Origin of the sequence: Acinetobacter harbinensis (assembly GCF_000816495.1) — a bacterium.
GTDB classification, from domain to species: domain Bacteria; phylum Pseudomonadota; class Gammaproteobacteria; order Pseudomonadales; family Moraxellaceae; genus Acinetobacter; species Acinetobacter harbinensis.
Window position 1 is genome coordinate 2,305,387 of sequence record NZ_JXBK01000001.1, and the last position, 25,147, is coordinate 2,330,533.

Here is a 25,147-nt window from a genome sequence, read left to right on the forward strand (position 1 = left end):
GTATGCAAAAACATCCGCTGATTGAGCAGTTAATTGAAGCGCATCTTGATTTTTTGGAACAAGAGTTTTCCCATACTGCCACTCTTCAAAATGAGTTTTTAAATTTTTATCAGTGGTTTAGAAAGCAAAACTTACAGGCGTTGTGGTCATTTGAGCAGCTCAATGCGCTGCTACAAAAGCAAATTTTGGCTACGCCTGCCAGTCATTCACTGATTGAACAAATCACTGAACATTTACGCTTTGCTTTAATTCATCCGATCAATGAGAGTACCGCAATTGCCGAAGTGATTCCCGTGAGCACGGTAGATAAAATCGCGCAATATGTGGCTGGTAAAAGTGATCATCGTCAACGGTTAATTAAAACCGTGGTCAATAGTCCGGCCTTCTCCGCCATGATCAGCCAATTAATTCAACATGCCATTCAAGATTACTTGAACAATTCGGTCATGGCAAAGCGCGTACCCGGTGTTTCACAATTTATGAAAATGGGGAAATCGGTTTTAGAAAGTGTCACTGACTCTAATTTAGAGCAAACCATTGGTCATTATTTACAAAAAAATATCTTAAAACTCAGCCAAATGAGCGAGCATGTTTTAAACCAGCATTTTGACAATGATAAGCTCTACCACTTTCAAGCCAACCTTTGGCATAAAATTAAAGACTTACCTTTAAGTCGATTAAAAAATTATATTGAAGTCGCTGATTTAAGTGATACCGTTGGTTTAGGCCATGAAATCTGGGATCATATGCGCCAAACTGAGTATTTAAAACAACAATTACATGATGGCATTTATACTTGGTACACCCGTCATCAAGCCCATAGTTTTGATGTTTTACTGCGTGATTTAAATATTGATGAAGCGCTCATCCAAGATGAATTACAGCAGCTATTAACGCCTATTATTCAAAAAATGGTGTCATCTGAATATCTGCGCACACGCGCCAGAGTCTATTTAGAAAAATTCTATTATGCTGAAAGCACTCAGCAAATACTCAAGACTCACGCATAAAAAAAGCCGCGTTAAGCGGCTTTTTTGCATCTTGTGTTATTTAAAATAAGCACCTTCCGCTTGGGTATGGTCAGTTTGGTCAACCACACGCGACAATTCAGGAATGTGCTGTTTCAAGGTGGTTTCTACGCCTTGTTTTAAAGTCACATCAATCGCTGAACAGCCTTGGCAACCGCCACCAAATTTTAAGACTGCAGTTAAGCCGTGCTCTTCATCTTCAATAATTTCTACCAAAGCACAGTTACCGCCATGTCCTGCTAAACCCGGATTAATTTCGGCTTGCAACACATAGGTAATACGCTCTTCCATCGAGGCATTTTCACCCACGCGTGGCACTTTAGAGTTTGGCGCACGGAAGGTCAATTGCCCACCAAAACGGTCTTTATTGTAATCAATCACAGCATCTAATAAATACGGAATAGAAGGTGCATCGACATACGCAGCAAAATCGGGATACTCTTGTTTATAGTCTGTCGGAATAATTTCTTCAGGTGCACTATATGCCATACAACATTCAGCACGCGGCGTACCTGCATGTTCCACGAAAATACGTACAGCAATACCTGGCGTATTTTGTTTTGCAAGCAAATCAAACAAATACTCTTGTGCTGTAGGTGTAATCAATAAATTTGGAATTTCTTCTGCAGCTGCAGTGCTGACGTTCTCAGTCGACATAATCATATTTCCTCAAGCTGAAGTGCTCATTTTAACTGAAGATGCGGGGTAATAAAAAAAAATCAACTAAAATTGTCGGAATTATTATAAAAGTTCATTTTTAACCCTGATTTGATGGCATGATTAGGCATAAATATTTAAAAGTTGAACTTTGATTTTATGCTTGATTTACCTTTTAACCACACCTTTATGTTGGTGCTGATTACCGCGGCCGTGTCGTTGGTTGCGCTTTCCAATCAAAAAGTCATGAGTCGTCTGATTTTTTGGCCACCTGCACTGCAACGCGGACAATACGATCGTTTTATCACCCATGGTTTTGTTCATGCCGATGGCACGCATTTAATTTTTAATATGATTACGCTGTTCTTTTTTGGGAGCGTGATTGAAAGTTTTTATCGACAGTATTTTTTTGATTTAGGCTTTGTCCTGTTTTATCTGGGTGGATTAATTGTTGCCATCATTCCCAGTTACTTAAAACACAAAGATGATCCGCAGTGGGCCAGTTTAGGGGCCTCTGGTGCTGTTTCAGCGGTGTTGTTTGCGTATATTTTATTTGAGCCGTGGAAGCTGATTTTTGTGTTCTTTATTCCAGTACCGGCAATTATTTTTGCAGTGTTGTATGTCGGTTATAGTATTTGGTCGGGTAAGCGAGGCAACTCCAATATAAACCATAGCGCACATTTATGGGGCGCAGCTTACGGCGTGGTGATGACCATTATCATTGAACCCAAGATGATTCCGCATTTCTTCAATAAGCTGATGCAACTGCCCTTTTAATGACTGGCAAGAAATAAACATCCAAGTGACTTACCAAAAACTGAAGTCGCGTCAAACTAAAAAGCTTTCGCTGCCTCTTTTGAAGATTTTACAAGCAGCAGTTAAGTCGTTTAACTGCTTTTTTAAACTACAGGCTGAAAACAGATTCACACAATTTTGGCATTAAATGCCAACTATTAAATCATTTGCCCAGAGATAATGTAGACATCTGTATATTAATGATCAAAAAAAAGAGATCTTTTGCATGTCTACTTCCTTCGATGGTCTTCAGTTTCCGGTTAATCCGACCACCCATAAAATTAGCACCTCTCAAACAGGTAAAGCCATTATTGCTGAAGCGCTTTCTATTGTTGACAATAAAGCCTCGATGGAAGCACTTGCAGATAAAAACTGGCGTAAACATTATCCCATTTACTTTAAAGCTTTGGTTGAGCACGGCATCCGCAGTATCAAAAATCCAATTACCATTGCCACGCAAGGTCTGCACAAAGCGCATCATAGTTTTGAATTTTATCGCCAAGGCCAGCGTTATTTGCTTAAAGATATCATGAACGATATTGAGCGAATTAATTTACATACCGTGCAATTTAAAGGTCAAAGTCAGCAAGCACCAGAGTGGTATGTGCCCTATCAAGGGCAGAAATTACAAGGTCAGGCTTTACTTGATCAAATTGAAACATGGCAACAACACGGCATTATTGAACCGAGTCATGCCGATGCTTTACGTGCAGCAGCGGCGCATCCAGAATGGTTTGATCTGTCCGATCGCACATTGGTGCTGTTTGGTGCAGCATCCGAAGCTGGTCCACTGACGTGGCTGGCAAAATGGAAAGCCAATATTGTTGCGGTGGATTTACCCAATGGCCGCGTGTGGGAAAAAATTCTCAATACAATTCAGCAAGGCAATGCCACGCTGTATGCGCCTTGCACGGAAGCACTGACCGCAGATACAGCCATTACCGTGCTTAAAGACAAACTCGGTGCTGATTTACTCACCCAAACCCCAGAAATTGCCCATTGGCTCAGCGAGCACCAAGGTCAGCTTGATTTGGCTGCCATTGCTTATTTAGACGGCGAAAAACATGTGCGCGTGGCGATGGCCATGGACAGCATTATGCAATACGTCAGTGAGCAAAAAGCTGATACCAGTTTAATGTTTATGTGTACTCCCACCGATGTCTATGCCGTGCCGAAAGAAGTCATCGCGGCCTCCGAGCAAAAATTTATCCAGCGCTCCAAAGCACAGCAGATCATCAGTAAAAGCATTTCCAGCCTTACTGCACAGCATTTCTTTAAGCAAAATTTGCATCATTTAATTGCTTGTGACAATGGTCAAGAATATGGTATTGCCGATTGCTTGGTGGTCGAACAAGGCCCGAACTACGCTTTGGCGAAACGTATTCAGCAGTGGCGCGCCACGCTTGCCCGTCACAACGGCCAACGCGTCAGTATTAATATTGCACCCTCCACCACTACGCATTCCGTGATCAAAAACCCCTTATTAAAAGCGGCCTTTAATGGCGCCAGTTTATTTGATGTGGAATCTTTTACCCCAGACACCACCAATGCGCTGATGGCTGCTTTATGGGTCTATGACTTACGTCATCCTCAATCGGTGGCCAATCCTGAAACGCCGTTAGAGCATCCTTTAGAATTGATGATGAAAGGTGCCAATCATGGCGGTTTATGGCGTGTGGCGTATCTGGCACGTACGGCTTTACCTTTTGCTGCACTGTATGGCTTTGCTGATGAAAAGTTAGCCTTAAAGAAATGGACCAAGCGATTTAAAAAATCTACTTAAATTTTAAGTGGCTCAAAACCAGCTTAAGTAAGCTGAAGACATTATGCATAGCTGAGCTTGATACGGCTTAAATAATCTGAGGTTGAGTCTTTTCCTCCGCGCTAGAGCATGAATTAAAGCAATAAAAAAAAACGCTACCATGGCAGCGTTTTTTTATGATTTGTAATGACAGTGCAGTTAAACCACTTGTAAGAACAACCAATACAAACCACCCGATAAACAAATGGTCGCCGGTAAAGTAAAGATCCATGCCGACAGAATCGTTTTGACTGTGGCAAAGTTAAGACCAGACTTATTGGCCACCATGGTGCCTGCTACGGCGCTGTTTAACACATGCGTGGTCGATACCGGCATACCAAAGCCATCTGCTGCGGCAATGGTCGACATTGCCACCAATTCAGCGGACATGCCTTGACCATAGGTCATATGATTTTTACCAATACGCTCACCCACGGTCACCACAATACGTTTCCAACCGACCATGGTTCCCAGTCCAAGCGCCAAGGCAACTGCCACTTTGACCCACGTCGGAATATATTGTAAGAAAGAATCTAAATGATCACGATAGGCTTTCACGGTCTTGCCTTGCTCTAAGGAGAGTGCCGGCAATTGTTTGGCTTTGTCTAAGCGTTTAAACGCTGTGCTGCTTAAATACATATCATTGCGGATAATCGACACTTCAAGTTCCGGAATGTCTTTTAAGTCTTGATATTGCGCCACACGAGCGCCCAAATGATCGGTTAAGCTGGCCAACGCTGGCACCACATCTGCCGACATTTCTTTGGTTTGAATATAGTGGGTTAAGACTTGACGCGCTTGACCATCTGGAATTTCTGCATAATTTGCATAAATCGTGCTGGCTGTTTGTCTAGAGAGTTGATCAAAGGCTTGAATATGCTGCTGATCTAAATTTTTATTTAAAGAATACGCCAAAGGTACGACGCCAATCAAAATCAGCATAATTAAGCCCATGCCCTTTTGACCATCATTTGACCCATGCGCGAAACTCACGCCAGTACAGGTAAAAATTAAAATGGCACGAATGATAGGCGGCGGCGGCTTATTGCCTTCTGGTGGTTGAAAAAGCTCCATTTGTTTATGGAACACTTTTTTCACCAATAAAAATAATACTGCGGCAAAAGCAAAACCAATCAGTGGGGAAAACAATAACGCTTTCCCGACTTTAATCACTTGATCCATATCCACGCCGCTGGCGCCACTGCCAGCGTGCAACATATAGTTCATAATGCCCACACCCAAAATCGAACCGATGAGAGTATGTGAACTTGAAGCCGGAATACCTAAGAACCATGTGCCTAGGTTCCATAGGATAGCCGCAATGAGCATGGCAAAAACCATGGCAAAACCAGCGCCAGAGCTGACATTCATAATCAGCTCAACCGGTAATAAGGCAATAATCCCATAGGCGACTGCGCCACTGGCGACCATAACCCCTAAAAAATTACAAAAGCCGGCCCACATCACCGCAACCGGTGCAGACAATGCATTGGTATAAATGACGGTAGCCACCGCATTGGCGGTGTCATGAAAACCATTCACAAACTCAAAACCCAAAGCAATAAACAATGCTGTGGCCAAGAGAATGACGGAATATAAACTTAAAGTGGGAACATGGGCCAAATCGCTCGAAAGCTGAAAGCCTATGTAAACCAAAGTAGAAATAATGACCGTAATGAACACCGGTATAAAAAATTTCGGTGTCGGAACATGCACATTCGTCGATTTGCTCGATGCAGATTGCACCTGATCTTGGACGGGAGGAATATTAGAATTCATGCAGACGGTTCAAGGAGATAATAAAATCCCCTTATTGTTCAATTTAATTGTGACAATTATATGACAAAGCACAGCCATATAAAGCCAAATGTGAATAATTGACTTAATTTAGCGCACTCTTAGGTCTGTTTATCATCCTGCATTCAGCCCAATGGCCAATTTTAAAAGACGCTAACCCTAGTGCGGTTTTTGCTTTTATAGTATAAAGCCTGAAAAATTAAGCATAAAAATAATACGGAGTCATAACATCCTTGCTGTGTGACTTGAATAAGAAGCATAGTTCAGCAATATTGCAATTTTATGAAATATCACTGTTAAATCGACTCATTTTAAAATCGTGACAACGAAGTCGGCTGAATATTCTTCAACAGTGCGCTAATTCTGCTAAAATCATGCCCATTTTGTATTCCACTGGATTGGGGTTATTTATGTCCACGCTTGCCATCCTCAAAGAGCTTCTTGCCAAACGTATTTTAATTATTGATGGTGCGATGGGCACCATGATTCAACGCCATCAATTAGAAGAAGCCGATTATCGGGGTGAGCGTTTTGCTGACTGGGCCTCGGATCTTAAAGGCAACAATGACTTATTGGTGCTGAGCCAACCGAAAATCATTCAAGATATTCATGAAGCCTATCTCGATGCCGGCGCGGATATTATTGAAACCAACAGCTTTAACGGCACCCGTGTCTCCATGTCAGATTATCACATGGAAGATTTGGTGCCTGAGATTAACCGTGAAGCAGCGCGCATTGCCAAAGCGGCCTGTGAGAAATACTCCACGCCTGATAAGCCACGTTTTGTGGCCGGTGTACTGGGGCCAACTTCACGAACCTGTTCAATCTCACCAAATGTGAATGATCCGGCTTTTCGTAACATCACTTTTGATGCACTGAAAGAAAATTATATTGAAGCTGCGCTGGCCTTAATTGAAGGCGGTGCCGATATTCTGCTGATTGAAACTGTCTTCGATACCTTAAACTGTAAAGCCGCTATTTTTGCGGTGAAAGAAGTGTTTCATCAAATTGGTTATGAATTGCCGCTGATGATTTCCGGCACCATTACCGATGCTTCAGGGCGTACCTTAACCGGTCAAACCGCAGAAGCATTTTGGAACTCGGTGCGTCATGGCGATTTACTCTCGATTGGTTTTAACTGTGCCTTGGGTGCAGATGCCATGCGTCCGCATGTTAAAACTGTCGGTGATGTGGCCAATACCTTTATCTCGGCGCATCCCAATGCCGGTCTGCCGAATGCATTTGGTGGCTACGATGAAACCCCAGAAGAAACTGCAGCCTTCTTAAAAGAATTTGCCGAAAGCGGTCTGATTAATATTACCGGTGGCTGCTGTGGCACCACGCCCGATCATATTCGTGCCATTTATAATGCAGTCAAAGACATTCAGCCACGCCAAATTCCAGACATTGCACCGGCTTGTCGCCTATCGGGTTTAGAACCGTTTAACATTACTAAAGACTCGTTGTTTGTGAACGTCGGTGAACGTACCAACGTCACCGGTTCGAAAAAGTTTGCCCGTCTGATTCGTGAAGAAAGCTACGCCGAAGCCTTAGAAGTGGCATTAGACCAAGTGCAAGGCGGCGCGCAGATTATCGACATCAATATGGATGAAGGGATGCTCGATTCGCAAGGCGCGATGGTGACCTTCCTCAATCTGATTGCTTCTGAACCGGACATCTCGCGCGTTCCGATCATGATTGACTCCTCTAAATGGGAAATTATTGAAGCCGGCTTAAAGTGTGTGCAAGGTAAACCGGTGGTCAACTCGATTTCCTTAAAAGAAGGTTATGACGAGTTTGTGCATAAAGCGCGCCTGTGCCGTCAGTACGGTGCTGCGGTTATTGTAATGGCTTTTGATGAAGATGGTCAGGCCGATACTGCCGCACGTAAGCGCGAAATTTGTAAGCGCTCGTATGATGTATTGGTCAATGAAGTCGGCTTTCCAGCAGAAGATATTATTTTTGACCCGAACGTGTTTGCCATTGCCACCGGTATTGAAGAACACAACAACTATGCAGTGGACTTTATTGAAGCCACCGGTTGGATTAAACAAAACTTACCGCATGCCATGATTTCCGGCGGTGTCTCCAACGTGTCGTTCTCGTTCCGCGGCAATGAGCCAGTACGTGAAGCGATTCATGCGGTGTTTTTATATCATGCCATTCAGCAAGGCATGACCATGGGTATTGTCAACGCCGGTCAATTGGCCATTTATGATGATATCCAAAAAGATTTAAAAGAAGCGGTTGAAAATGTGGTACTCAACCAAAATCAAGGTGAAAGCGGTCAAGATGCCACCGAAAAGCTGTTAGAGATTGCTGAGCAATACCGCGGTAAAGACGGTGCGCAACGTGAAGCTGAAAACCTCGAATGGCGTGATCAGTCAGTCGAAAAACGCCTTGAATATGCATTGGTCAAAGGCATCACAGCCTATATTGATGTGGATACTGAAGAAGCACGCTTAAAATCAGTGCGTCCTTTAGATGTGATTGAAGGCCCTCTCATGTCTGGCATGAACGTGGTCGGTGATTTATTCGGTGCCGGTAAAATGTTTTTGCCGCAAGTGGTGAAGTCCGCACGTGTGATGAAACAAGCCGTGGCATGGCTAAACCCGTACATCGAAGCGGGTAAAACTGCCGGTCAAACCAAAGGGAAAATCCTGATGGCGACGGTAAAAGGCGACGTACACGACATTGGTAAAAATATTGTCGGCGTGGTGTTGGGCTGTAATGGTTATGACATTGTCGATTTGGGCGTGATGGTCTCGGCAGAGAAAATTCTACAAACGGCCATTGATGAAAAAGTTGATATTATTGGTTTATCGGGCTTAATTACGCCATCACTTGATGAGATGGTATTTGTCGCCAAAGAAATGCAGCGCAAAGGCTTTAGCGTACCGCTGATGATTGGCGGTGCCACCACCTCTAAAGCGCATACGGCGGTTAAAATTGATCCACAATATTCTAATGACGCGGTGATTTATGTGTCCGATGCTTCACGTGCAGTGGGCGTTGCCACGTCGCTGTTGTCTCCAGAGATGAAACCTGAGTTCATTAAAGGCTACCGTGAAGAATATGCCAAAGTACGCGAGCGTATTGCCAACAAACAGCCGAAAGCGGCTAAACTGTCTTATCAGGACTCTATTGCCAATGGCATGAAAGTCGATTGGGCAAATTACGTGCCACCAAAGCCAAATTTCTTGGGACAAAAAATCCTTAAGAATTATCCACTGGATGTGTTGGTGCCATATTTTGACTGGACACCGTTCTTTATTTCGTGGGGTTTGGCCGGTAAATTCCCTGCTATTTTAACCGATGAAGTGGTGGGTGAAGCCGCAACCGATTTGTACCAACAAGCGCAAATCATGTTAAAAGAGATTGTTAGCAAGCAGCTGTTTGATGCACGTGCGGTATTTAGTTTAGCACCAGCCAAACGGACTGCGGCGGATACAGTAGCCATTTATGATGAGCAGCAACATGCCACCCATAAGTTTGAACATACCCGCCAACAATCAGATAAAGTCTCGGGTAAACCGAACTTCTCACTGGCAGATTTCATTGCGCCTGCAGACACTAATCTTGAGGATTATTTAGGCGGCTTTACCGTGTCTATTTTTGGTGCTGAAGAAATGGCGCATGAATACAAAGCCAAAGGCGATGATTATTCTGCTATTTTGGCGCAATCATTAGGTGACCGTTTTGCCGAAGCCTTTGCCGAGCATTTACATGAGAGGATTCGTAAAGAGTTTTGGGGTTATCAAGCCGCTGAACAATTAACCAATGCAGAATTAATTAAAGAAAAATATATCGGGATTCGGCCTGCACCGGGTTATCCGGCCTGCCCTGAACATTCTGAAAAAGCCACTTTGTTTAACTGGTTAGATTCAACCAAGGCCATCGGCACAGAATTAACCAGCAGCTTTGCGATGTGGCCACCTTCAAGTGTCAGCGGTTTTTATTATTCAAACCCACAATCTGAATACTTTAATGTGGGTAAAATCGCGCAAGATCAACTGGATAGTTATGCAGAACGTAAAGGCTGGTCATTGGATGAAGCCAAACGTTGGTTAATGCCAAACTTAGATGATTCGATTCAGCTTTAACGCAATGAAGATATAAAAAAGCCCCTCAATTGAGGGGTTTTTTTATATCGCTAAATTTAAAAAGAATGAGCACATTCAATTCCATCCGTTAACTTCTAATCAGTAATTGATACCGGACAGGGTGGCAGGGATGCCACCGGTTGAACAGAGGTTTCAGGGATGAACCTTCTGTTTAACATCGGCATTTGCTTACTTTGTGCCAGCAAAGTAACAAATCACCTACTCGAAAATATTTAAACCTTAGTATTTATTTGAGGACGTATGAGTATTTTCTCTATTGTAAATTTTATTGAGTTTATCGTGTGTTACTTATTTTCATAACCTGCTATAGAAAAATAATTTTATAGACTCTTAATCCAACCGCTCCACAAACAACACGCCATCTAAATGATCGATTTCATGTTGTACAATCCTTGCCGGAAATCCATGAAATACAGTCTCGATCTGTTCACCCTCTAAAGTGAAGTAACGAACTTTAACCATTTCAGCACGCGCAACCATCCCGCGCTCATCCGGCACACTTAAACAGCCTTCTTCACCCAGAATAGTATTGTCTGATTTTTCTAAAATTTCTGGATTCACCATCACCACCGCCGGCATATCGGGTGCATCGGGATAACGTAGGTTTGCACGTGATGCAACAATAATTACTCGTTTTGATACATATACCTGTGGCGCGGCAATCCCAACGCCATTACGCGCAAGCATTGTGGCCTGCATGGCACTGGCTAACGCAGTTAACCAATCACTGTTAAATTCAGAATTTGCCACTGTTGCCGCTTTCAGGGTTAAAATACTCTCGCCACGCTGTGCTACTGCTAGAACTACGCTCATTCATCTAACCCTCATGCCATTCAAACACGCTAAAATTACTGAATCAAACAACTGCAAAACTGCCTCTCAAAAGCATATCTGTTATAGCTATCATCCTATGCTATAACATTCAAAAAGCCATGCACATTCAGGCTTATTTTACTTATTGATAAGAATTCTAATATGATTGATTGGTCTGCACTGCTACAACACTATGGCTATTTTGCTATTTTAGTCGGCACTTTTTTTGAAGGCGAGAGCGTACTTTTACTGGCCGCCTATGCAGTGCATCAACATCTTTTGAATTTTTGGTGGGTGATTGCTGCAGCCATGTTGGGCGGTTTTTTCGGTGATCAGCTGTATTATCAGATTGGTGCCAGATATGGGGATCATTTTATTCAACAACGCCCCAAGCTGAGTCAGAAATTTCAAAAAGCCAGCCAGCTGATTCAGCGCTATCCCACCCTGACTATTTTATTGATGCGTTTTGCGTGGGGACTTAGGACTGTAATTCCTCTCAGTTTTGGTATACAACGTTATTCACTGTGGCGCTATATGCTCATCAATATTGTTGCCTGTCTTATCTGGGCGGTACTGGTGGTCAGTGTTGGCTTAAAAGTCAGTCATACCTTACATCAGTTTTGGAAATTTCTGATGCCACATCAAGAGGATATCAGGATTGTTGTTGCAGTGATCGGTTGTATACTCATCAGCAGTTTGCTCTATCATTTGCTGCAATTTAAACATAAAAAATAATAGGGTTTTATGAACGCTGCCGTGCAGTAATTAAACAGTGCACTTTAAAGCTGTTACTTGAAAGATCGACTATAATTATTTTTTTCATCTGCTGCACATAAAATATGAACACAGCTCAATTGCTTCTTGGGGTGCTTTTTAGCTCGATCGGTTTCGGCTACTTTTTATATGGTAAAAAACAAAAAGTCATCATCCCTTTGGTCTGTGGTTTAGTGCTGATGATTTTTCCTTATTTTATTGATCAAACGCTGCTGTTGATTGGTATCGGCACAGCGTTATCCATTCTGCCGTATTTTATTCGCCTTTAAAGCGCTAAAAATTTAATCATCACCCGTTAAATAAATCCTTAAAATAAAAAAACCCCTGAGTCACTCAGGGGCAGATTATTTTAATGTTTTTAAATGGCTATTTATGCGTTAAACAGCCAGATTTTTCTTTAATTCATCTTCTACAATTTGAATTTCTAAATGACTAAATTTGCGAATTTCACCTTCGGCATGTTTCTCTAACATTCCCGCCACCAAAGGTACTTTAACCTTTACTTGCCAGTTTAAACTAATGTGGATTTTATCCGCATCACCGGTAATAGAGCGGTTGCAATTGGCCTCAAGCGGCAAATTTGCACCCAAGGCAATGGTAGAGGTTAAAGCATGTAGATTGACAATGTCGGTACGTTTTAATCGAAAGGCGTCTTTTAATAATTTTTTTGCAATATCCGGCATATTGACCTGTAAATTATAGGCACGGCGCAAAGTATAAATATTATCTTGAATTTGAGATTCAATAATTTCTAAATTATCCCCCGGAATACGTCTGCATACCGCTTCATGCAAAGCGGTATCTGCGGCCAGTCGTTTAAATTCATCAATTGAAACACCTTCGATGGTCGAATCTATAGTAAAGCTATGCGTCATTGTTGTGTCCTTAATTTTTTTATTGGTGGTTTTTGTCTATCTAAGATCTGCGCCAAAGACCAATCTAAGCAATTTTATCCTGCTTGATTTAAGTCAATTTTAATCCAACTGTCATTGACCTAATCTCCTAAACTATTCAGCGCGGATGCCACAGCATATTTCAACCTGCTGCAAACAAGAAATACTCAGGTAATGATTTCGATATTCAATGATGGCATAGAAATGCGCTGCGCCATCATCTAAACCGCTTGCCGCCCATGTCGTCCCCGTAGGAAAATCGTTTAACCATTCGGCCTTATAAAAGTCCGAGACAGAATCAAATTGAATGTACGCCGCAGGCTGTGCTTGAATGCGCGCGGCCAGTTCAGCAAATTGCTGACATTGATGCTGCACAAAATCAATCAACATCTCGACATTCCCAATCAACTATTTCCTAAATCTATATCCCGTTAAAGGCACTACGCTGCTGTTTCTTTTTCACTTGCTGCCACTGCCACCAGCCAAAAGCGGCCAAGCCGACAAAAGCGGCATATAAAGCTGCTGTTAAAAATAATTCTTTATAAATAAACATGCCGACATAGACGATATCGACAAAAACCCACAGCACCCACGTGGCAATATGTTTACGACTGGTCCAATACGTGGCCAGCAAACTAAAGGCGGCCAATTGTGAATCTAACATTGGCACAGCGGCATCGGTTAAGTATTTTAAGCCTAGACCAAAAATTAGGCCGCCCAAAGCCGCTATGAACATTTGTAAAATGACGATTTTTTTCGCCAACGGCTCAATACGAATTTCATGATCCTGTTGTTTGCCCTTTAACCAGTGATAAAAACCATAAAAGTTCACCACCATAAAAAAGAACTGCAAAATTGTTTCGCCATACAGCTTAAATTCGTAAAATAAATAAGCGTACAACACAAAAGCAATAAAATTAAAGCCCCAACACCACATATTACGCTTAATGGTTAACGTCACCCCAATCAAACTAATAATAACGGCAATAATTTCTAAAGGTGACATAGCGCAACATAGGTAATTTAAAGTACTGCTATTATGAAAAAAATTACGCTGAACACAAGATAAATTATCTTGATTTAATCTAATCAGCCGATGATTTATAGAAATACCGCCCTTTATAAGCAGTATTCCCCACATAAAACTCAGCCACTCAGTTTGACAGGCTTTAAGCGATGGTTTAAGACTATAAACTGTGCTTAATTCGGAACAGTCAACATGTCACTCAATGTAGGTAAGGTCAGCCGAGAAATTCGTGGTCATCTGTTGCTCATTGGGCTGGATCGCGCGACCAAAAGAAACGCCTTTGATAGTCATCTGATCCACGATTTATCACAGGCCTTAACAGAATATGAAGACAATCCGAATCTACGTTGTGCGGTCATTTTCGCCCATGGCGAGCATTTTACTGCCGGTCTAGATTTGGTCGAGTTACAACCCAAACTTCAAAGTGGTGTTTTTGATTTTAGTCCAGAGCAAATTAACCCGTGGGGCACCAGTGCAAGACTGCGCCAAAAACCGGTCGTGGTGGCCGTACAAGGTTTTTGCTATACCGCAGGAATTGAGCTGATGTTAAATGCCGATCTGGTGATTGCACAGGACAATACTCAGTTTGCCCAAATGGAGGTACAACGCGGTATTTTACCATTTGGCGGTGCCACAGTGCGCTTTGTCCAAGCTGCGGGTTGGGCCAAGGCCATGCGCTATTTACTCACCGGCGATAGCTTTGATGCGCAAACTGCTTTACAGCTTAATCTGATTAATGAAATTACCACAGCCGCGCCGCTGTCCCGTGCCATTGAATTGGCAGAGCGAATTAGCCAAGCTGCACCTTTGGCGGTACAAGCGACCTTAGCTTCTGCCAAAGAAGCCACTGAACAAGGTGCAGAGGTCGCCTTTTCCCATTTACACGCTCATCTGGCGCCGTTATTAATCACGCAAGATATCCAAGAAGGCGTCATGGCCATGCTCGAAAAACGCGCACCGAATTTTAAAGGTCAATGATCAAGCAGTTCAGCCGTTAAAACCCATGGTTTAAAGATTACAGACTGGGTAAATGTTAAAGCAATATTTAAGATTGTTGCGCTTGGCAGCAATCTCGACCTGCGTGTTTCGCTGCATATAACTGTACATCCGCCGCTTTCATCAATTCATGAATATTGGCATGTCGATAATCATGGTCTATCCACGCCACGCCCATACTTAAAGTCACGTATGGCTTGTGATCGGGTCGATTTAAATGCTCGATCTGCGCAGCTCTGACCGCCTCTAACACCTGTTGCAATACATCTAGCACCACCACTCCTGGCACATTGTGCAAGATAATGGCAAACTCTTCACCGCCATAACGTGCCACATACGCCTTCGGCGGTAAGGCTTGGCTAATAATTTGCACTAAATCTTGTAAAACAGTATCGCCCTTTAAATGCCCATAAAAATCATTATAATTTTTAAAAAAATCTACATCTAACATGGCAAAAGCCAAAGTATTGATTTGATGGTTTTCAATCAGCGTAAACAGGCGGTTAATCTCGGCATTCAGCGCATGTCGATTAAAAGCACCGGTTAAAGTATCAATTTGAACTTGACGCTCCAGCCTTTTATTTAAGGAATTTAATTGCTGAGTACGTTGTTGTACTTTGTGGTCTAAAGAACTGTTCAGCTCTAATAAGTTATTGTTTAATTCCTCAATATAATGCGCATGCTGTGCATAGTTCCTCGACTGCTGAAACATAATCAGCAACGCATATAAACTGGTGGAGATAAAAGACAGATTAAAAGAATCAATAAAATTAACGTTTAATAAAACATCATGTAAAAAAGTAACTGACAGTAAAATTACTGCCCATACATTAATTTTGGAATAATTCTTTTTATATTTAAGGGTTAAATAAAAGCCATAGGCAAAATTTAAAATCACCACAATCCCAAACAGTGAACTATAAGCGGCCACCACTTGAAACATATCGGGCATCGTTAATACGGTTACTGCGGTATTGAACACGATTAACAACATCGAAATTGCATAAATGGGCGGTCGTAAATAGCGCCAATTCAGCAAAAACATATAGGTCAAAAAGAAGGCAATGGTAAAATAACTGAATAAATTTTCTAAGCGTGCGCCCCAAATCCAGCTGATATTGGTAAAAGCGGTATAGGCATAAGGCGGAGAAAATAAATTGTGAAAAGCTAAAAAGACAATAAACAGACCAAAAACAAAGGCGCGGATACGATTACGTCCACCGTTTGCTCTTTGGAGCACTGCAAACATCAGGGTAAAAATCCCTAAGCCAAAGACCGCACCGCAGACTAAACCAATGCTCACCATGAACAGTAAAAATTGCCGACTGATGGTTTTGGCCAAGCCAATACGCATCGGATTTTCTAGCCCACCATATAGGTTATTAAAATTAGAGGCTTGAATAGTGACCGTAAACTCTGGTTTTTTAACCACAAAAAAAGCCACTCGCGGTGCTTTTTCGGTTTGATGAGTTTGCGCGGTTTTGCCGACTTCGCCCAAACGCAGATTAAAATCATCATTGATATAGACGCGATAAGCACCATATTGATTGGGAATAAAAATCGCTAAACTACGCCCTACATAGGCCTCAGGTATCTTAAACTTGGCCATAAACGTGCCGTAGCTTTGATTGCTACCACTGATTTTTTTAAAGGAGGCCGGTAAAGTGACGCGTTGTACTTTTAAGCTAGATTTAGGATGAACCACAAACTGTTCAGGATAATACAGCCATTCTGCTTTTAACGGCGTGGTGCTATCCTCTTTAAAATAAAGTTCATTGACAGGCAATTGCGCTTGATGTTTGGAATCGGCTGCGCTGGCGGATTGTGCCGCAACACAACTTAAAGCCATGATGAGAGATAGACATGCGCCCAGAAAAAACTTAATAAACCAGCTTAAATACCGAAATTTATACAAAAAGCGAATCATCCTTAAATCACGCTCAGCTACAGCTCTAATCGATTGAGAAAAAGTAAGACTTAACCCATTTGTTTAAGTGGGCTGCAAGACGCATCCTTGTTTCTTGCCACATATTTGACTCAATGTTTCAGTGCTATTGGCATTTTAAAGGGAGTCTGGATATCAGTGATAACCGCGGCAAAACTAAAAGTTCACTCAGTCAGCATGACTCATGTGAAATTCGTCATCACATGCTTGAACAAGTAACGACTATAAAAATGGTGACTATAAAACATACTAACCAAGCACCCAAAGCTACAGATTCACTTGCCCTGTATCTTTAAAATGCGCGCATGTTTAAAGTCTGCAACTGAGTTTGCTCTAAAATGATTAGACTCTTGCACTTTTAACATGATATAGCTACATATTGTAGCGTATATTTTGCTCACTAGATTCTAGCTTAATCAATAACCTATTTCTAAAATGTCACAGTTCCTACACATCTTAATCACGTGTTTTTACATCAAACAATTCAATCTCGAAAACAAGATTTGAATTGGCAGGAATAATTTTTCCCATTTTACGTTCGCCATAGGCCAAATGTGCGGGTACGTTCAGTTTACGTTTACCGCCGACTTTCATGCCGATAATGCCCTGATCCCAACCTTTAATCACTCGGCCGGTCCCGATCACTGTTTCAAAGTAATTGCCGCGATCTACAGACGAATCAAATTTTGTGCCATCTTCAAGCCAACCGGTATAATGCGTGGTGATCAATGCACCTTTGACCGCTTCTTTACCTTCACCTACTTTTAAGTCAATTATTTCTAATTCATTACTCATGGTTAGTTACCTATTTTTAAACAATCAATTTTCACGTATATTATAAACTTAAATTATTCAAGTTTTTGTGAATTTAAAACCTCAGATTTAAAAATTCAACTCCTGAATATTTGAATCATTGAGTAAATACGCGGTGAGTTTTTTATGGTTTTTAGCCGATCCAATTAAAATCCAGCGCCCACTGATACGGTCTTTATTTTTATGTTGTGCACTTCGCACCACTTTCATCTCATAGGTTTTAAAGAGTTCTTCATAGTGATCTAAGGTTTTTTGTTGAAACTGGCAGACAATACGGTAGGTGCGAGCCTGATTTAAGCGCTCTATCCCCTCTTGAATGTAGACCAAAAAAATTAACACAATCAGCACCACCAAAGTGGCGAATAAGCTCAGCAACTCATAACCGGCACCCACCGCCATACCCAGTGCAGCCGTCATCCAAATGGTGGTGGCAGTGGTAATGCCAGAAATGCGGTTTTCATCTTTAAAGATGACCCCCGCACCCAAAAAACCCAGTCCGGTTAAGATATTGGCTGCGAGGCGATCTGGATTTTCCACCCCAATTTTTAACGATAAAATCGTAAATAAGCACGAGCTGAGACTGACCATAATCATGGTTCTAAGCCCTGCAGATTTACTGCGGTATTCTCGTTCTGCACCAATAATTGCCCCAATTCCTAGGGCAATCAGTAAGTGATATAAATCAGGATGCATAGGCGGCCCTATTGAATGATGCTCATCAAGTTATATCCAGTTTCAGCCACACAATACAAGCAACATTTAAAGTGATCTTTACTACTGTAACTGCTCCCACTCCACCAGCACTTGTGCATGCTCACCAATCAATGTCCATTCACCATCCATCACATTTAATTGTAATTGCATGGTACGGGCACATAATTCAGGCAAAGCCTCTGTGGTTGCCGCAGACAACTTCCAGACTTGCACATTGCTTAAGGTTTTTAATTTACTGTTACGTTTATACCATTCATCTACAGCCGAACCATAAGTCACCACAGCCACTTTTTTACACCGTGCGCTGGCTTTTTTAACTTTATCTTCATCTGGACTACCGACTTCAATCCATTGGGTCAGCTGACCGGTTAGGTCCTTTTCCCACAAGGCAGGCTCATCTGTTTCAAATAGATCTTTGGTAAATTCTAAAGCTTCACCGGCAAAACGGGCATAGGCCAAAATACGCACCATCAAACGTTCGATGGTTTCTGAAGGATGCAATGCCATGGTTAATTGATAATCAAGGTATTGATGATCATCCATATTGGCAATATTTAAATCAGCCTTATAAATCGTTGCTTTAAGTGCCATAAAAGAGTCCTCAAATTTGGCGCTTAGCATATAAGATTTGGACTAAATTTGCTGAGTTGTTTTAACTGCAATGATCTGCCAACTGACATTTTAATAACTGTTCTTCAAATAACGGCCAGTCATGTGCATTTTGCACAATAATTTCAATGCGATTATCAATACTCGGCTCTGTCGACTGATAGTTAAATTGCTGAGGATTAAAATTAAAGGTTTTCCAGCCCTGATTGGTATTGAAAATACCCTTAATTCGTAGCCATTGCTGTTGCTCGCACAACAGATCTAACAATGAATCAAAGTCGAATAACCACCGTTTTGGTAACTTCCAACCCGCAACCATATAGCCTTGTGTCTGTTCCACATAATGATACGGCAGTTGTTTAATTTCCGGCACATTCTGTCCTGCGGCAACGCTCTTTTGAATGTGCAACAAGGCTTGAATCTTTCGTGCTGTACCCAGATAAGGCTGATCAATCTCGTGTAACAGCATGGTACTGTTGGATGCACTCCTGAACCATGTTTGTTGATAAGCTTGATATTCTATTTGTAATCTAGCCAAGGCCTGCTCATCTGCAGCACTCATGCTGTCTACATGCGACACCACAATAATTTGTGCGGCTTTTAGCTGATCGGCATATAAATTTTGCTGAGTCCAAGCGCTATCATGCAAGCGCGAGCCATCCACCACGCTCACTAAGGCACGCATGTTAATACTTTGTTGCCAATGCGGTTCGGTCAGTTGTTCTAATAATTGTGCCGGATGCCCCAAACCAGTCGGCTCTATAAACAAACGGTCTGGCTTTGTGTCTGATAAAAGTCGTGACAATGCAATTTGCATCGGCAATTGACTGCTACAACATAAACAGCCGCCTAACAGCTCTTGTACTTGATAGCCTTCGATTTGTGGCAACAGCTGTTGGTCAACCCCAATTTGTCCGAACTCATTCATCAACACTGCCCAAACCTCATGATCCGGTTTTTGACGCAGCAAATGCTGAAGTAAAGTGGTCTTTCCTGCACCTAAAAATCCAGAAATAATATGCGTTGGTACGGCTTGAACTGCAGAAATTAATTTCACAACTGACTCGCTGTTTAAAGAAGGTAAAAATAAGCAAGATCAATATAACATCACCCGACCGTCTATCTATATAGACGCTTATTGGGCTGTAAGTAGAATAGATAGAGAAGTCTTTTTAGAAAATACGGCGTCAATTCGACTCTGCCTGAATGAACATCCGTTCAAAATCATACTTTCATTATTCTGCTGACTTTTACTCACTCTTTGGTTTATTTGATGAATTCCTCACAGCTCTTGAAATATTTTCTTACTTTTAATTCTCAACACCATATTTTAAAATTCACTTTATTTTAGCCACTTGTTTCTTTGTGTAAGCATGGTGCAGTTAAAACAAGCAGTTAGAAATATGCTTATACATTTTTTCTTCAGATTTCAAAGTAATATTTACATGAAAAATACACTAATTAGCCACATGTGTATTTTGTGTTAACAGCCTTGTTTCGCTTTGTTTTTTTAATTGCACCGACTCCACATGCACCCTAGCATAAGCCCTGTTCATATTTATGTGATGATGAATATGCACACTCTACTTTTTTAAAAAATAAAGGATGCCCAAAATGAAATTAACTCAAATCTTACTTGCTGCCACTTTCACTGCTGCAAGTGTAACTACTTTCGCTGCAACTGCGCATGATGACCAAACTGCTGCTGAACAAAAAGTTGTGGTTTCAACTCAAGAACAACCAGAAGTGCTGGGTTCTGAACAAGCTGCTGCGCAACCGAATGCGGATCAACCAGGTTCAGAAGTTGCAGCTGAAGAAGATGTTGCTGCACAACCTGCACAGTAATCTTGACTCTAGATTCAGATCATTATTTTTCAGCCAGTAAGCTGTTGATTGAATCTAGCCAAAAGCTGAATGATGAAAATCATTCAGCTTTTTTATCAACAATCACTTAATTTTCCGTATCTCTGTAGGATTTTTTATATAAAAAAAGACCACTTTAAAAGTAGTCTTCTTTGTTCAATGCTGCAATGTTATGAGGTCTTTTTATAAATACTGCACGATGGATGATGACTGTCTTGTAAGCGCGCTACTTTACGATGTTCAGCCGCCTCAAATCGACAACGCTTCCAATCATTGTCTAAATTTAATGCTGGAATCTGTTTTGGCTTACCATTTTCATCAACCGCGACCATAGTGAAGTAACAACTGTTGGTATGACGCATGGTACGTTTTTGAATATTCTGTGCTTCCACCCGAATACCAATTTCCATCGAAGTACGCCCCACATGGTTTACGCTGGCAAGAAAAGTCACCAACTCACCAACATGAATCGGTTCTTTAAAGTTAACTTTATCGACCGACAACGTCACAACATAGCTACCCGAATAACGGCTGGCACATGCATAGGCAACCTGATCTAACAATTTCAAAATTGTTCCACCATGCACGTTACCGGAGAAATTCGCCATATCTGGAGTCATTAAAACGGACATGGTTAACTCAGACTGGTCATCTAATGCTATAGCAATTTGATCTAGTGGGGACATGCGCTCTCTAAACTCTTTAACAGACAATATATATTTAATGCTGATTATATCGTTTTTCAAGCCAATAAAGTGTGCTTGGCCCGAAGAAAAATCGGTATGAATCAATATTATAATTTAGCTCTGCATTCAAAAAACACTTACTTATTTTAACCCTCTGTATGTTATATGTTTTTAATTTATTAGGATTTTTTTAGAATAAATGCTCAAAAAAATTAATTACAAAAAAATTAAAAATCGTTGATTTAAAGTCTTCTCTACAACTCAAATTTTACTGCTTTTTTAGCAATCAAATGCAGCTTAAGCGCAATCTATAATGATTGAAGCTAAAAGTGGAAAATATCGAAGCATTCAAATACAGTGCTATCTCAGTAGCAACATTAAATACAGTGCTATCTCAGTAGCAACATTAAATACTGGCTTGAGCCTAATCTCAGTTTAACTGGCATGTTATGGCTTAAAACGTTACTGAACCCAATCTACTGCGCAACGCGATAAGCAGTCTCAGTTTTTTATCAATAGAACAGCGCTAAGGCTAAAAGGTAACCTCCTTAATCTTGTGCAGTGAGTTGTAAAAATTTCTGCTGATGGAGGCGCTGTTTTTGTTGGAATACGCTAAGAATGCTATGTAGTTGGTTTTCTGCGGCATCTATACCGGCTTGAATCGTGCTTTCACGGCCTTTAAGATCAAAAATATGCGCCTTTTCTCTTAAGTCCGGTTGAATCACAATATCGGCATGTTGAAGTTCTTGCTGCGCCAAATGGTTTTGCATAATATTGATATTCTGATTAAACAAGCCCCAGACATTGCTGGTTTCAGTGTGTATCGGTTGCGCTAAAATATCCACGGCAATGATAATATCAGCCCCTAAATCTCGTGCCACATCTACCGGTACAGGACTGACCAATCCGCCATCAACATACTCTGTCTCACCAATTTTTGTCGGTACAAACATACTGGGAATCGACACCGAGGCACGTACAGCTTGGCCGGTATTGCCATAATTAAACACCACTTTGTTGCCTTGGCCTAGTTCTGTTGCCACCACATACATCGGAATTTTAAGCTGTTGCAGCGGAATATTATTCACCAACTGATTAATATAGTTTTCAACTTTCTTACCATCTAAAATGCCTTTCATATCCAGTTTGATGTCACGCACATCATTCACTTTCATGTTCAGTGCAATATCGCGTAACTCATTTGCCGTTTTACCACTGGCATAAATAGAACCGACAATACTGCCCGCACTGGTACCCACAATAAAATCAGGATGGATACCTTGCTGCTCCAACACTTGAATCACGCCAATATGCGCATAACCGCGCGCGCCCCCACTGCCCAGCACCAAAGCCACAATCGGTCGATTGTGCTGCTGTGATAATTTTCTAAAATCAATATTATTTTTACGCACTTGAGCCACGACATTTAACGGTTCGGATAAACCCGCTGATCCTACGGTGACATTAGGTTGCGCCATGCTTTGACAACCCAACATATTAAAAAGCGTCAGACTCAGAACCAACCATTTCATTTTAATCATGTATCACCTAAAAATAAATCACGTGTACTGTAAGAGGTGGCTCTAGTGTAGAAACGATCAATTTTTAACACTGTAGTATTTGGTTAAGCGCGATAAATAAAATATAAGACAATTTTCAACCCATCAAACCTATTTATAGCAGTGTCTGACAGGCATGTAGGCACTATTTCAAACATAGTCGCCGGTATTGATTGATCCATTGTTGTCGACCAACCCACTTAGCTCGTTATCCACAGATGAACAGCTCATCTCTATACTCAAATACTGTCAAGCGTTTAAGACTATACAGCCAAACACAATATATATGACTGATTTTCAGCATAAGAGCGATAAAAAAAGCCCCAGTAAACTGAGACTTTTTTATCGCAACCACAAGCGCATTATCAATGCTTTAGCAGAAATGCCGAACTCATTTACTTTAGATCAATCAAAATAAATCAGTTTTCTAATTTTCTCTATAAATTCAGTGCTATACAAAGAATTTTAGAATCATCTGAATAACTGTGGCGTTAATTAAATCGACAAAGAAAGCACCACATAATGGCACAATCAAGAACGCTTTATGCGATGGACCATACATATTGGTAATGGCTTGCATATTGGCAACCGCAGTTGGTGTTGCGCCCATCCCAAAACCACAGTGTCCTGCTGCAAGTACTGCAGCATCATAATCTTTACCCATCACACGGAAGGTCACAAATGCGGCATACAATGCCATGGTCAGGGTTTGTGCACCTAAAATAATCACCAATGGGCCAGCCAAATCGGTCAACAACCAGAGCTTTAAGGACAATAATGCCATCGCCAAATAAAGTGACAATGATGCATTACCAAACACGTCAATTGCACGGTCAAAGATTTCTACTTTAAAAATCCCTTCGAGGAAATTACGTAGAATTACGCCGCCTGCCAATGTCCAGACAAAGGTTGGCAGTTCAAACCATGTGCCTTTACTAAAGCCTGTCATAAATTCTGCAAATGCCAGACAAGCCGCAAACATCCCTAAAGTAGTAATGGCATTGTCAGCGGTAATTAAACGCACCTGATGCGGATATTCAAATTGAGTAAACTCAGTTGAATCAGTATCGGCATTGAGCGTGGAATCACGATCAGCAATTTGCTTATCGGTACGTGCTTGGCTAAGTTGATGACGATTAATCAGCATCTTCGCCAAAGGACCACCAATAATACCGCCGATGATCAATCCAAAGGTGGCACTTGCCATACCCAAAGCCAATGCGCCCTGAATACCGTGTTGCACCTCTAAAATCTCACCCCAAGCACCGGCTGTACCATGACCACCGGTCAACGTAATTGAGCCAGCAATCAATCCAATGAGCGGATCAATACCCAATAAGGTTGCTAAACCAATCCCGACAAAATCTTGCACCACAATAAATGAGGCAACACAGACCAAGAAGATGATCAGTCCAATACCGCCTTCTCTTAACTTGGCAAAATTGGCACTTAAACCAATTGAGGCAAAGAAAATAAGCATAAAGCTGGTTTGTAATTCACTACTGGTCGAGACACTAAAGCCCCAAATGTTGTGTATAAACAGCGACACAACAGCGGCAACCAGACCACCGGCAACCGGCTCAGGAATATTATAGCGCTTTAAAAAACCAATTCTATTGACAAGAAAACGTCCTAATAACAGGACGATTACCGCTGCAATCAGCGTATAAAAGGCATTAAAAGTAAATTCCATCTTTATTGTCCATAAAATAGTTGGATTCTTTTTGTTCTATAGCCTTAAACAGGAGATGACACTGTCATTCGATCATGTTGGGTTCTAGCCAAACATCAGAAAAGCTATACAACAAAAAGGCATAGAGAACAAAAATTCATTTCCATGAAACTACAGGACAAAGAGAAATTTTTTATCTACATAAAAAATTCATAAGTGGAGACAATACAAGCGACTACGTTCTAGCAAAGCAACAAAAGTATATTTTGTTGAATACCAACTAACCAACCAACTTGTGAGAGATTGTCTCATTTCAAGCTTTTAGTCCTGACGATATCGGTTTTGCAGGGTATGCAAGACCAGAGATATATCCGCGCTATGATGAAGACATCACAGTCAGCGATTTTCAAAAAGAGCATACATTATGCAGATTTGAGCATTAATGTCTTTAATTTTTTACAATTTTATTCAGCAGTATTCATGATAATTCCATACTGATCTAAATTTTATAAAAAAATAATTAAAAATAGATTTAAAGCGAAATACAAAAAGCAGAGATGATTGCTCATCTCTGCTGGATT

The 25,147-nt window shown here is 41.3% G+C and carries 22 protein-coding genes; 8 read left to right on the forward strand and 14 right to left on the reverse strand.

Going from position 1 to position 25,147, the window contains the following annotated elements:
• The first annotated feature begins 2 nt into the window (after positions 1-2).
• Entirely contained in the window at positions 3-1,010 is a 1,008-nt protein-coding gene (locus SE27_RS10760; protein WP_039623286.1) for a hypothetical protein, read from the forward strand.
• A 36-nt stretch (positions 1,011-1,046) separates the two neighbouring features.
• On the opposite strand, the gene nfuA is transcribed toward SE27_RS10760, so the two are convergent.
• Positions 1,047-1,685 (reverse strand): Fe-S biogenesis protein NfuA, encoded by a 639-nt coding sequence (gene nfuA / locus SE27_RS10765; RefSeq protein WP_039623288.1) that lies wholly within the window; start codon positions 1,683-1,685, stop codon positions 1,047-1,049.
• A gap of 159 nt (positions 1,686-1,844) precedes the next feature.
• On the opposite strand from nfuA, the gene SE27_RS10770 reads away from it, so the two are divergent.
• Complete coding sequence (locus SE27_RS10770) at positions 1,845-2,462, forward strand: rhomboid family intramembrane serine protease (protein ID WP_039623289.1); 618 nt, start codon at positions 1,845-1,847, stop codon at positions 2,460-2,462.
• A 244-nt stretch (positions 2,463-2,706) separates the two neighbouring features.
• Positions 2,707-4,263, forward strand: coding sequence for a hypothetical protein (locus SE27_RS10775; RefSeq protein ID WP_039623291.1), 1,557 nt, complete (start codon positions 2,707-2,709; stop codon positions 4,261-4,263).
• Positions 4,264-4,440: 177 nt separating this feature from the next.
• Here SE27_RS10775 and SE27_RS10780 read toward each other — a convergent pair whose 3' ends face one another.
• The gene (locus SE27_RS10780; protein WP_039623293.1) at positions 4,441-6,060 is read right to left on the reverse strand and encodes an inorganic phosphate transporter; all 1,620 of its coding nucleotides are present in this window, start codon (positions 6,058-6,060) and stop codon (positions 4,441-4,443) included.
• A 428-nt stretch (positions 6,061-6,488) separates the two neighbouring features.
• Between SE27_RS10780 and metH the strand changes: the two genes are divergently transcribed.
• Complete coding sequence (gene metH / locus SE27_RS10785; protein WP_039623295.1) at positions 6,489-10,181, forward strand: methionine synthase; 3,693 nt, start codon at positions 6,489-6,491, stop codon at positions 10,179-10,181.
• Between the two features lie 351 nt (positions 10,182-10,532).
• Here metH and def read toward each other — a convergent pair whose 3' ends face one another.
• A complete protein-coding gene (gene def / locus SE27_RS10790; RefSeq protein WP_039623297.1) occupies positions 10,533-11,015 on the reverse strand; it encodes a peptide deformylase in 483 nt (160 codons plus the stop codon).
• A 162-nt stretch (positions 11,016-11,177) separates the two neighbouring features.
• Between def and SE27_RS10795 the strand changes: the two genes are divergently transcribed.
• Both SE27_RS10795 and SE27_RS10800 read left to right on the forward strand, forming a co-directional pair.
• Complete coding sequence (locus tag SE27_RS10795) at positions 11,178-11,750, forward strand: DedA family protein (protein ID WP_039623300.1); 573 nt, start codon at positions 11,178-11,180, stop codon at positions 11,748-11,750.
• A 104-nt stretch (positions 11,751-11,854) separates the two neighbouring features.
• Positions 11,855-12,058, forward strand: coding sequence for a hypothetical protein (locus tag SE27_RS10800; protein ID WP_039623302.1), 204 nt, complete (start codon positions 11,855-11,857; stop codon positions 12,056-12,058).
• Positions 12,059-12,166: 108 nt separating this feature from the next.
• Here SE27_RS10800 and SE27_RS10805 read toward each other — a convergent pair whose 3' ends face one another.
• The 3 genes from SE27_RS10805 to pnuC form a co-directional block, all read right to left on the reverse strand.
• On the reverse strand, positions 12,167-12,664 hold the full coding sequence (locus SE27_RS10805) for a DUF2505 family protein (protein WP_039623304.1): 498 nt from the start codon (positions 12,662-12,664) through the stop codon (positions 12,167-12,169).
• A 132-nt stretch (positions 12,665-12,796) separates the two neighbouring features.
• Positions 12,797-13,072 (reverse strand): hypothetical protein, encoded by a 276-nt coding sequence (locus SE27_RS10810; RefSeq protein ID WP_039623307.1) that lies wholly within the window; start codon positions 13,070-13,072, stop codon positions 12,797-12,799.
• A gap of 31 nt (positions 13,073-13,103) precedes the next feature.
• Positions 13,104-13,688 (reverse strand): nicotinamide riboside transporter PnuC, encoded by a 585-nt coding sequence (pnuC, locus tag SE27_RS10815; protein WP_039623309.1) that lies wholly within the window; start codon positions 13,686-13,688, stop codon positions 13,104-13,106.
• A gap of 213 nt (positions 13,689-13,901) precedes the next feature.
• Between pnuC and SE27_RS10820 the strand changes: the two genes are divergently transcribed.
• A complete protein-coding gene (locus tag SE27_RS10820) occupies positions 13,902-14,687 on the forward strand; it encodes a crotonase/enoyl-CoA hydratase family protein (protein ID WP_039623312.1) in 786 nt (261 codons plus the stop codon).
• Between the two features lie 67 nt (positions 14,688-14,754).
• On the opposite strand, the gene SE27_RS10825 is transcribed toward SE27_RS10820, so the two are convergent.
• From SE27_RS10825 to SE27_RS10845, 5 genes are all read right to left on the reverse strand, one after another.
• On the reverse strand, positions 14,755-16,554 hold the full coding sequence (locus SE27_RS10825; protein WP_052251757.1) for a sensor domain-containing diguanylate cyclase: 1,800 nt from the start codon (positions 16,552-16,554) through the stop codon (positions 14,755-14,757).
• A gap of 552 nt (positions 16,555-17,106) precedes the next feature.
• Positions 17,107-17,445 (reverse strand): FKBP-type peptidyl-prolyl cis-trans isomerase, encoded by a 339-nt coding sequence (locus SE27_RS10830; RefSeq protein ID WP_039623316.1) that lies wholly within the window; start codon positions 17,443-17,445, stop codon positions 17,107-17,109.
• An 87-nt stretch (positions 17,446-17,532) separates the two neighbouring features.
• The gene (locus SE27_RS10835; protein ID WP_039623319.1) at positions 17,533-18,156 is read right to left on the reverse strand and encodes an MgtC/SapB family protein; all 624 of its coding nucleotides are present in this window, start codon (positions 18,154-18,156) and stop codon (positions 17,533-17,535) included.
• 81 nt (positions 18,157-18,237) lie between these two features.
• On the reverse strand, positions 18,238-18,768 hold the full coding sequence (locus tag SE27_RS10840) for a YaeQ family protein (RefSeq protein WP_039623321.1): 531 nt from the start codon (positions 18,766-18,768) through the stop codon (positions 18,238-18,240).
• 61 nt (positions 18,769-18,829) lie between these two features.
• Entirely contained in the window at positions 18,830-19,843 is a 1,014-nt protein-coding gene (locus SE27_RS10845) for a CobW family GTP-binding protein (protein ID WP_039623322.1), read from the reverse strand.
• 557 nt (positions 19,844-20,400) lie between these two features.
• Between SE27_RS10845 and SE27_RS10850 the strand changes: the two genes are divergently transcribed.
• A complete protein-coding gene (locus SE27_RS10850; protein WP_039623324.1) occupies positions 20,401-20,631 on the forward strand; it encodes a hypothetical protein in 231 nt (76 codons plus the stop codon).
• A gap of 188 nt (positions 20,632-20,819) precedes the next feature.
• Here the strand turns inward: SE27_RS10850 and SE27_RS10855 are convergent, their stop codons facing one another.
• The 3 genes from SE27_RS10855 to gltS all read right to left on the reverse strand — a co-directional run bounded on the left by SE27_RS10855 (position 20,820) and on the right by gltS (position 24,587).
• Positions 20,820-21,335: an acyl-CoA thioesterase gene (locus SE27_RS10855; RefSeq protein ID WP_039623326.1), complete on the reverse strand. Its 516-nt coding sequence runs from the start codon at positions 21,333-21,335 to the stop codon at positions 20,820-20,822.
• A gap of 548 nt (positions 21,336-21,883) precedes the next feature.
• Positions 21,884-22,876: a patatin-like phospholipase family protein gene (locus SE27_RS10860; protein ID WP_039623328.1), complete on the reverse strand. Its 993-nt coding sequence runs from the start codon at positions 22,874-22,876 to the stop codon at positions 21,884-21,886.
• Between the two features lie 469 nt (positions 22,877-23,345).
• The gene (gltS, locus tag SE27_RS10865; RefSeq protein WP_039623330.1) at positions 23,346-24,587 is read right to left on the reverse strand and encodes a sodium/glutamate symporter; all 1,242 of its coding nucleotides are present in this window, start codon (positions 24,585-24,587) and stop codon (positions 23,346-23,348) included.
• Between the last annotated feature and the right edge of the window lie 560 nt (positions 24,588-25,147).

Bases quoted from the DNA above. Each gene is read 5' to 3' on its own strand.
- SE27_RS10760 (WP_039623286.1), top strand. From the start codon at position 3: ATGCAAAAACATCCGCTGATTGAGCAGTTAATTGAAGCGCATCTTGAT.
- nfuA (WP_039623288.1), bottom strand. From the start codon at position 1,685: ATGTCGACTGAGAACGTCAGCACTGCAGCTGCAGAAGAAATTCCAAAT.
- SE27_RS10770 (WP_039623289.1), top strand. From the start codon at position 1,845: ATGCTTGATTTACCTTTTAACCACACCTTTATGTTGGTGCTGATTACC.
- SE27_RS10775 (WP_039623291.1), top strand. From the start codon at position 2,707: ATGTCTACTTCCTTCGATGGTCTTCAGTTTCCGGTTAATCCGACCACC.
- SE27_RS10780 (WP_039623293.1), bottom strand. From the start codon at position 6,060: ATGAATTCTAATATTCCTCCCGTCCAAGATCAGGTGCAATCTGCATCG.
- metH (WP_039623295.1), top strand. From the start codon at position 6,489: ATGTCCACGCTTGCCATCCTCAAAGAGCTTCTTGCCAAACGTATTTTA.
- def (WP_039623297.1), bottom strand. From the start codon at position 11,015: ATGAGCGTAGTTCTAGCAGTAGCACAGCGTGGCGAGAGTATTTTAACC.
- SE27_RS10795 (WP_039623300.1), top strand. From the start codon at position 11,178: ATGATTGATTGGTCTGCACTGCTACAACACTATGGCTATTTTGCTATT.
- SE27_RS10800 (WP_039623302.1), top strand. From the start codon at position 11,855: ATGAACACAGCTCAATTGCTTCTTGGGGTGCTTTTTAGCTCGATCGGT.
- SE27_RS10805 (WP_039623304.1), bottom strand. From the start codon at position 12,664: ATGACGCATAGCTTTACTATAGATTCGACCATCGAAGGTGTTTCAATT.
- SE27_RS10810 (WP_039623307.1), bottom strand. From the start codon at position 13,072: ATGTTGATTGATTTTGTGCAGCATCAATGTCAGCAATTTGCTGAACTG.
- pnuC (WP_039623309.1), bottom strand. From the start codon at position 13,688: ATGTCACCTTTAGAAATTATTGCCGTTATTATTAGTTTGATTGGGGTG.
- SE27_RS10820 (WP_039623312.1), top strand. From the start codon at position 13,902: ATGTCACTCAATGTAGGTAAGGTCAGCCGAGAAATTCGTGGTCATCTG.
- SE27_RS10825 (WP_052251757.1), bottom strand. From the start codon at position 16,554: ATGGCTTTAAGTTGTGTTGCGGCACAATCCGCCAGCGCAGCCGATTCC.
- SE27_RS10830 (WP_039623316.1), bottom strand. From the start codon at position 17,445: ATGAGTAATGAATTAGAAATAATTGACTTAAAAGTAGGTGAAGGTAAA.
- SE27_RS10835 (WP_039623319.1), bottom strand. From the start codon at position 18,156: ATGCATCCTGATTTATATCACTTACTGATTGCCCTAGGAATTGGGGCA.
- SE27_RS10840 (WP_039623321.1), bottom strand. From the start codon at position 18,768: ATGGCACTTAAAGCAACGATTTATAAGGCTGATTTAAATATTGCCAAT.
- SE27_RS10850 (WP_039623324.1), top strand. From the start codon at position 20,401: ATGAAATTAACTCAAATCTTACTTGCTGCCACTTTCACTGCTGCAAGT.
- SE27_RS10855 (WP_039623326.1), bottom strand. From the start codon at position 21,335: ATGTCCCCACTAGATCAAATTGCTATAGCATTAGATGACCAGTCTGAG.
- SE27_RS10860 (WP_039623328.1), bottom strand. From the start codon at position 22,876: ATGATTAAAATGAAATGGTTGGTTCTGAGTCTGACGCTTTTTAATATG.
- gltS (WP_039623330.1), bottom strand. From the start codon at position 24,587: ATGGAATTTACTTTTAATGCCTTTTATACGCTGATTGCAGCGGTAATC.